Genomic DNA, 7779 nt, shown 5'->3' on the forward strand with positions numbered 1-7779 from the left:
AAGCTGCTGGTCAACCTCACCGACTACCTGGATACCGGGCTGTTCCTCGATCACCGGCCGATGCGCCTGCGCATCCAGAAACTTCGTTGGCATTCATGTTGGTCGAAGTGCCAGCGCCGCCTTGAATCATGTCCACCACGAACTCTTCGTGGAAGTCGCCGCGGATCAGACGGGCACAGGCTTCGCTGATGGCAGCGTGCTTGGCTTCGCTCAGGTGACCCAGCTCACGGTTGGCGTCAGCGGCGGCCTGTTTAACCATGGCCAGACCGACAACCAGTTTTGGGTAATGCGAAATCGGAACACCGGAGAGGCGGAAGTTGTTCACCGCTCGCAGGGTCTGGATACCGTAATACGCTTGAGCCGGTACTTCGAGGGCGCCAAGCAGGTCATTTTCTGTGCGGAATGATGCAGCGGAGGACATGATAGAAATCATCTCGATATGGACCCGGTCTGTGCCGGAACGCTGCGAATCCTAGGCCTGTGGGAAAATTTGGGCCAATGCTGTTCAACACTGGGCTATGCATAATCGGCATAATGCCCGTGTGACGCCGCTTGCGTGGCAGGCGTGTGACCTAAAATGGTGCGTTCCCCGGGAGGACGTGATGAATCTGGAAAGCAAATGGCTCGAGGACTTCAGTGCCTTGGCCGCGACCCGCAGTTTCTCGCAGGCCGCCGAACGGCGTTTCGTGACCCAGCCGGCATTCAGCCGGCGGATCCGCAGCCTGGAAGCGGCGCTGGGGCTGACCCTGGTCAACCGCTCGCGCACGCCGATCGAACTGACGGCGGCGGGGCAGCTGTTCCTGGTGACGGCGCGTACGGTGGTCGAGCAGTTGGGCGAAGTGCTGCGCCACTTGCATCACCTCGAAGGCGGGCAGGGCGAAGTGATGCAGGTCGCCGCGGCGCACTCCCTGGCCTTGGGTTTCTTCCCGCGCTGGATCGCGCAGCTGCGCAACGAAGGCTTGAACATCGCCACGCGGCTGGTGGCGACCAACGTCGGCGACGCGGTGCATGCTCTGCGCGAAGGCGGCTGCGACCTGATGCTGGCCTTCTACGACCCGGACTCGGCGATGCAGATGGACCCGGAAATCTTCCCTTCGCTGCACCTGGGGCATACCGAGATGCTGCCGGTCTGCGCGGCGGATGCCGCCGGCAAGCCGCTGTTCGACCTGGAAGGCGAGGCCAGCGTGCCGCTGCTGGCGTACAGCGCCGGGGCGTTTCTCGGGCGTTCGGTGAACCAGTTGCTGCGCCAGCGCAACCTGCGGTTCACCACCGTGTATGAGACCGCCATGGCCGACAGCCTCAAGAGCATGGCTCTGGAAGGCCTGGGGATTGCCTGGGTGCCGCACCTGAGCGTGCGCGCCGAGCTGGCCCGCGGCGAGCTGGTGGTCTGCGGCGGCCCGCAATGGCATGTGCCGCTGGAGATCCGCCTGTACCGCTGCGCCCTGGTGCGCAAGGCCAACGTCCGGCTGCTGTGGCGCAAGCTGGAAGGCGGCGCAGCGCAAGGCACAGCAGGGGTGTGAAGCCCCATCGCGGGCAAGCCTCGCTCCTACGAAATCCTCTGTAGGAGCGAGGCTTGCCCGCGATGACGTCAACCTTGGCGAAACCACTCACGGCAGCTGACCTCGAAGTCAATAAAACCGCTGCTTTGCGCCCGAAATACTGTGTATGACAGATGGTCGCCAAAGGGGCTGTTTATTGGGCTCTTTACGGTATACTGCGCGGCCTTCGGTCGGTTCAACCGATCATAATTCGTACAACAAGCCACGCATTTCGCGTGGTTTGTTGTTTTTGACGCGCCTGCGGGCGCCCAGAGAGAAGAGGCACGACGATGAGTGCACTGGTTGGCGTGATCATGGGCTCCAAGTCCGATTGGTCCACCCTTAGCCACACCGCCGATATGCTGGAAAAAGCTCGGCATCCCCTACGAGGTGAAAGTGGTCTCCGCCCACCGCACCCCGGACCTGCTGTTCCAGTACGCCGAAGAAGCTGAGTCCCGTGGCATCGAGGTGATCATCGCCGGTGCCGGTGGCGCGGCCCACCTGCCAGGCATGTGTGCGGCCAAGACCCACCTGCCGGTGCTGGGCGTTCCGGTGCAGTCGTCGATGCTCTCGGGCGTGGATTCGCTGCTCTCCATCGTGCAGATGCCAGCGGGCATCCCGGTCGCCACCCTGGCCATCGGCAAGGCTGGCGCGATCAACGCCGCGCTGCTGTCGGCGAGCATCCTCGGCGCCAAGCATCCGCAATTCCATACCGTGCTGAAAAAATTCCGCGCTGAGCAGACAGACAGCGTCCTGGACAATCCAGACCCACGCGTCGCCTGAGGTTCTTGACGATGAAGATCGGTGTAATCGGTGGCGGCCAGTTGGGTCGCATGTTGGCGCTGGCGGGCACTCCGCTGGGGATGAACTTCGCTTTCCTCGACCCGGCGCCGGACGCTTGTGCCGCGGCCCTGGGCGAACACCTGCGAGCCGACTACGGCGATCAGGATCACCTGCGCCAGCTGGCTGACGAAGTGGACCTGGTGACCTTCGAGTTCGAAAGCGTGCCGGCGGAAACCGTGGCCTTCCTGTCGCAGTTCGTTCCGGTCTACCCGAGCGCCGAAGCCCTGCGCATCGCCCGCGATCGCTGGTTCGAGAAGAGCATGTTCAAGGACCTGGGGATTCCGACCCCGGCGTTCGCCGACATCCAGTCCCAGGCCGACCTGGAGGCCGCCGTGGCCGCCATCGGCCTGCCGGCCGTGCTGAAAACCCGCACCCTGGGGTACGACGGCAAGGGCCAGAAAGTGCTGCGCACTCCAGAGGACGTGGCCGGCACCTTCGCCGAGCTGGGCAGCGTGGGCTGCCTGCTGGAGGGCTTCGTGCCGTTCACCGGCGAGGTCTCGCTGATCGCCGTGCGCGCCCGCGATGGCGAAACCCGCTTCTACCCGCTGGTGCACAACACCCACCACAGCGGCATCCTCAAGCTGTCCGTGGCCAGCACCGATCACCCGCTGCAGGCCCTGGCCGAAGACTATTCCAGCCGGGTGCTCAAGCAGCTGGACTACGTCGGCGTGATGGCCTTCGAGTTCTTCGAAGTCGACGGCGGCCTCAAGGCCAACGAGATCGCGCCACGGGTGCACAACTCCGGGCACTGGACCACCGAAGGCGCCGAATGCAGCCAGTTCGAGAACCACCTGCGGGCCGTGGCCGGCCTGCCGCTGGGTTCGACGGCCAAGGTTGGCGAGAGCGCGATGATCAACTTCATCGGCGAAGTGCCGGCGGTGGAAAAAGTCATCGCCATCGACGACTGCCACTTGCATCACTACGGCAAGGCCTTCAAGGCCGGGCGCAAGGTCGGTCACGCCAACCTGCGCTGCAAGGACAAGGCGACCCTCGAGGCGCAGATCCTCAAGGTCGAAGCGCTGATCGGCGAATAACTTCTGTAGGGCAACGGTGGAACCAATTGGGGCCGCCGTTCTCTGATGGCAGGATGCCAAGGCGCTGACTAGGCTTTGGTATATCTCACTCCTACAGAGGGAAATGCCATGGGAATTATCGGAACCATCTTTATCGGCTTGATCGTTGGCCTGCTGGCGCGCTTCCTGAAACCGGGCGATGACAGCATGGGCTGGATCATGACCATCCTGCTCGGTATCGGCGGTTCGCTGGCGGCCACCTACGGCGGTCAGGTCCTGGGCATCTACCATGCTGGCCAGGGTGCGGGCTTTATCGGCGCGCTGGTCGGTGCGATCGTGCTGCTGGTGATCTACGGCCTGATCAAAAAGAGCTGATTTAAGCGACAAAGCCCTCTCTGCCGCGCAGGTAGAGAGGGCTAGAATGCCCGGCGTCGTCCTGTCCCTTTCTTGCCGAGCCCTTTCATGCGCCGTCTTCTGTTGACTCTCGTTCTGCTGGGCTCCGGCCTGGCCCATGCCGGCGACCTGCCGGAAACCGACTGGCTGGAACTGATGCCCAAGTCGGACCAGAAAGCCCTCGAGCAAATGCCGGAAATCGACCACAACTCCCCCGAAGCCAACGGCACCTTTACCGAAAAGGGCGGCCTGAAGCAGAGCAAGGGGTTGCCGGCGGTGATGTATTCCACCAAGACTGTGCCGGCCATGAACGGCAAGGACATCCGCATCGGTGGCTACCCGGTGCCGCTGGAGTCCGACGCCAAGGGGCGCAGCACCCTGTTTTTCCTCGTGCCTTACCCGGGTGCCTGCATCCATGTGCCGCCACCGCCGCCCAACCAGCTGGTGCTGGTGCGTTTCCCCAAGGGCGTGAAGCTGGACGATATCTACACGCCGCTGTGGGTCACCGGCCACCTGAAAGTCGAGACGGTCAACAACGACCTGGCCGACGCAGCCTATGCGCTGGATGCGGAGAAAGTGCGGGTGGTGCAGGAGTCGGATCTGTAAGGTCCGATGCGTTCATCGTGTAGGAGCAGCCGATCGAGCGTCGACCGGCTTCTCCTACAAAAGAGCGTTCGAGGTTACAGCGGCAGGCTGTTAACGCTCACACCCAGGGTATGGCTGGCACCCGGCGCCAGGTGCACCACATCGTCCATCACGTTGGCGGTTTCGATGCACAGCATGCGCTGCCAGCCATCGTTGGCCATGTCGCTGAACTGCTCGGCCCGGGCGATCCATGGGTTCCAGATCACTGCCGAGCGCGAACCGCTGCTGGTCAGCTGAATGCGTCGCTCCCAGGCCGGGTCGACGATGCTCAGCCGTGGTGGTGGATCGAGGTAGATGCGGTCGGTCTCGCCGGTGAAATGCAGGTCGCCGCTCTGCTGCAGGGTTTTCCAGTCATCCAGTGTTTCGATGTAGTTCAAGCCGTCCAGCCCTTCGACATGCACGGTGCGCACATCGCTGACCGCGAAATAGCTGTGCAGCGCCTGGCTGATGCTGACGGTGTCGCCGCCCAGGTTGCGGCTGGTGAGGCTGATATGCAGCTGCTCGTCGAGGCGGATGCTGAGCTTCAGCTCGACCTGATGGGGCCAGCCCGGCAGGCCGCCTTCGGGGACGGGCAACTGCAACTCCACCAGCAGGCTTTCGCCTTCGGTCTCGATGCCCAGCAGTTCCCAGTCGGTGGCGCGGACCAGGCCGTGGGCCGCCGCCGGCTCGCTGCCCTGGCGCATGGCCTGGACGCTTTGCGGGTTGCGCGCGAAATTGCCGAACCATGGCCAACACACGGGAACCCCCGCGCGGATGCTCTTGCCGGTCTTGAACACCGCCTCGTCGTTGAGCCAGATCAGCGGCGGTTGCCCGGCCAATTGATAACTGAGGATGTGCGCGCCCTGCTGGGCCACCAGCAGTTCGGCCTGACCGTGGCGGATGCGCCAGCAGTTCAGTTCGTCCAGTTTCACCGTTTCAACGTGAGGGGTAGGCATGGTGCGGTTCTCGTTCAAAAGCAGGGCTGCTATGGACCACGTAACAGCCTCGGGGTTTAACCCTTGCCGGACTCAACGGGCTCTGGGCGGAACCGAGCGGGTGCGACCGCTGCCGTCGATGGCAACGAACACGAACACCGCTTCGGTGACCTTGCGCCATTCGCTGGACAGGGGATCGTCGCTCCAGACCTCGACCATCATCCGGATCGAGCTGCGGCCGATTTCCAGGGTCTGGGTATAAAAGGAAAGCTGCGCACCCACCGCCACCGGGACCAGGAATGCCATGCGGTCGATGGCGACCGTGGCCACACGTCCGCCGGCCACGCGGCTGGCCATGGCGGTGCCCGCCAGGTCCATCTGCGCCACCAGCCAGCCGCCGAAAATATCGCCAAAGCCGTTGGTTTCGCGGGGGAGCGCGGTGATTTGCAGGGCCAGGTCGCCTTGCGGGATCGGATCTTCTTGTTCGAGCTCTATCATGCCGGGGGTGCCTCTGACCCGTGACTCTTCATTGGTACTTCAGGTGAATAGCCGTCTTGAGGAAAAACGATTCAGCCCGAACATACTACGTTCGTCACGTTCTTCGTAAGGCGTACTAAAGGGAAACTCTGCGAAACCGGCTGGCCCAGGCAGCGCCTGGGACGCCCAGCGGCGTTTTCGCACAGCAACCCTTGCTGGGGGACGGCTTTGCTCCAATGCCTGCGAGTATATCGGTCGACAAGCTCCACGACGACCGTCCGGTTCCGATTTTGATTGTCAATCGTGCACATCTGTGTGCTGTTTCGAACAATTTGCTATCGTGCCGAACCTGCCAGGCCACAACCAGCGCTGTTGCGGCTTCCAGAACCGACTATAAGAGAAGCCCTTGCCATGACCACTGTGCCTTCGAGCATCGCGCAGCCCGCGCAACCTGCTCGTCCGTTGACCCGCAATGACTACAAGACCCTGTCGCTGTCCGCTCTGGGCGGGGCGCTGGAGTTCTACGACTTCATCATTTTCGTGTTCTTCGCCACGGTGGTCGGCAAGCTGTTCTTCCCGGCGGACATGCCCGAGTGGCTGCGCCTGATGCAGACCTTCGGCATCTTCGCCGCCGGTTACCTGGCCCGGCCCCTGGGCGGGATCGTCATGGCGCACTTCGGCGACCTGCTGGGGCGTAAGAAGATGTTCACCCTGAGCATCTTCATGATGGCGGTGCCGACCCTGATCATGGGCCTGCTGCCGACTTACGCGCAGATCGGCATGTGGGCGCCGATCCTGTTGCTGCTGATGCGGGTGATCCAGGGCGCGGCCATCGGCGGTGAAGTCCCGGGCGCCTGGGTGTTCGTCTCCGAACATGTGCCGCCGCGGTATATCGGCTACGCCTGCGGCACCCTGACCTCGGGCCTGACCGCCGGCATTCTCCTGGGCTCGCTGGTCGCCACTGCGATCAACAGCATCTACACCCCGGACGAAGTCGCCGACTACGCCTGGCGGGTTCCGTTCCTGCTGGGCGGCGTGTTCGGCCTGTTCTCGGTGTACCTGCGCCGCTGGCTGCACGAAACCCCGGTGTTCGCCGAGCTGCAACTGCGCAAGGCCCTGGCCGAGGAAGTACCGCTGCGCGCGGTGCTGCGCGACCACCGCGGCGCGATCATCCTCTCGATGCTGCTGACCTGGCTGCTGTCCGCCGGGATCATCGTGGTGATCCTGATGACTCCGACCGTGTTGCAGACGGTCTACCACTTCACCCCGACCACCGCGCTGCAGGCCAACAGCCTGGCGATCGTATTCCTGAGCCTGGGTTGCGTGATGTCCGGCGCCCTGGCCGACCGTTTTGGCGCCGGCCGGGTATTCGTGTTCGGCAGCGCGCTGCTGCTGGCGACGTCCTGGACCTTCTATCACAGCCTGCTGGAGCATCCGGACTGGCTGTTCCCGCTGTACGCACTGACCGGCCTGCTGGTGGGCACCATCGGCGCGGTGCCTTATGTGATGGTCAAGGCCTTCCCGGCGGTGGTGCGCTTCAGCGGCCTGTCGTTCTCCTACAACCTGGCCTACGCGATCTTCGGCGGGCTGACGCCGATGGTGGTGACGGCGCTGCTCAAGGAGAGCCCGATGGGTCCGGCCTATTATGTTGCAATCATTTGCAGCATCGGGATCCTGATCGGCCTGTACCTGTGGAAGAAAGGGCGCTGAGCCCGGCATCCTCCCTGTAGATCCCCTTCAAAAAGAAAGACCAGCCACCCATCGCGAGTGCTGGCCTTTCATCTAATTGTCATATTCCGGACATAGAGTGTTCACACGGCCTACAGATACTTGGCCCGACTTAACACCCCCTATCTGCTAGGAGTAAGGCATGAAACTGAAGCGTTTGATGGCGGCAATGACTTTTGTCGCTGCTGGCGTTGCGACTGCCCACGCGGTTGCCGCTGTTGACCCTGC

General features: G+C 63.1%; 8 protein-coding genes and 3 pseudogenes. 8 read left to right on the top strand and 3 right to left on the bottom strand.

Annotated elements, in window-relative coordinates:
• Positions 1–81: pseudogene (locus tag ACQKQA_RS28980) on the top strand (hypothetical protein); the annotation flags it as partial.
• Here ACQKQA_RS28980 and ACQKQA_RS28985 read toward each other — a convergent pair.
• Positions 80–421: pseudogene (locus ACQKQA_RS28985) on the bottom strand (lyase family protein); the annotation flags it as partial. The pseudogenes ACQKQA_RS28980 and ACQKQA_RS28985 sit on opposite strands and share 2 nt — an antisense overlap.
• A gap of 181 nt (positions 422–602) precedes the next feature.
• Here ACQKQA_RS28985 and ACQKQA_RS28990 point away from each other — a divergent pair.
• The 5 genes and pseudogenes from ACQKQA_RS28990 (at position 603) to ACQKQA_RS29010 (ending at position 4393) form a co-directional block, all read left to right on the top strand.
• Positions 603–1520 (top strand): LysR substrate-binding domain-containing protein, encoded by a 918-nt coding sequence (locus ACQKQA_RS28990; RefSeq protein ID WP_427564624.1) that lies wholly within the window; start codon positions 603–605, stop codon positions 1518–1520.
• 308 nt (positions 1521–1828) lie between these two features.
• Positions 1829–2321, top strand: a pseudogene (gene purE, locus ACQKQA_RS28995) (5-(carboxyamino)imidazole ribonucleotide mutase).
• Between the two features lie 11 nt (positions 2322–2332).
• Complete coding sequence (locus ACQKQA_RS29000) at positions 2333–3415, top strand: 5-(carboxyamino)imidazole ribonucleotide synthase (RefSeq protein WP_427564625.1); 1083 nt, start codon at positions 2333–2335, stop codon at positions 3413–3415.
• Positions 3416–3523: 108 nt separating this feature from the next.
• A complete protein-coding gene (locus tag ACQKQA_RS29005) occupies positions 3524–3769 on the top strand; it encodes a GlsB/YeaQ/YmgE family stress response membrane protein (protein ID WP_427564626.1) in 246 nt (81 codons plus the stop codon).
• 87 nt (positions 3770–3856) lie between these two features.
• A complete protein-coding gene (locus ACQKQA_RS29010; protein WP_427564627.1) occupies positions 3857–4393 on the top strand; it encodes a DUF3299 domain-containing protein in 537 nt (178 codons plus the stop codon).
• A 74-nt stretch (positions 4394–4467) separates the two neighbouring features.
• Here ACQKQA_RS29010 and ACQKQA_RS29015 read toward each other — a convergent pair whose 3' ends face one another.
• Together ACQKQA_RS29015 and ACQKQA_RS29020 are read right to left on the bottom strand one after the other, a co-directional pair.
• The gene (locus ACQKQA_RS29015) at positions 4468–5367 is read right to left on the bottom strand and encodes a D-hexose-6-phosphate mutarotase (protein ID WP_427564628.1); all 900 of its coding nucleotides are present in this window, start codon (positions 5365–5367) and stop codon (positions 4468–4470) included.
• 72 nt (positions 5368–5439) lie between these two features.
• Complete coding sequence (locus tag ACQKQA_RS29020; protein WP_427564629.1) at positions 5440–5844, bottom strand: acyl-CoA thioesterase; 405 nt, start codon at positions 5842–5844, stop codon at positions 5440–5442.
• Between the two features lie 390 nt (positions 5845–6234).
• Between ACQKQA_RS29020 and ACQKQA_RS29025 the strand changes: the two genes are divergently transcribed.
• Both ACQKQA_RS29025 and ACQKQA_RS29030 read left to right on the top strand, forming a co-directional pair.
• The gene (locus tag ACQKQA_RS29025; RefSeq protein ID WP_427564630.1) at positions 6235–7533 is read left to right on the top strand and encodes an MFS transporter; all 1299 of its coding nucleotides are present in this window, start codon (positions 6235–6237) and stop codon (positions 7531–7533) included.
• Between the two features lie 160 nt (positions 7534–7693).
• The coding region (locus tag ACQKQA_RS29030) for a hypothetical protein (RefSeq protein WP_246889854.1) at positions 7694–7779 on the top strand (86 nt) is incomplete at its 3' end.

The sequence above is a fragment of the Pseudomonas sp. NPDC089530 genome (assembly GCF_050280705.1).
Taxonomy (GTDB): domain Bacteria; phylum Pseudomonadota; class Gammaproteobacteria; order Pseudomonadales; family Pseudomonadaceae; genus Aquipseudomonas.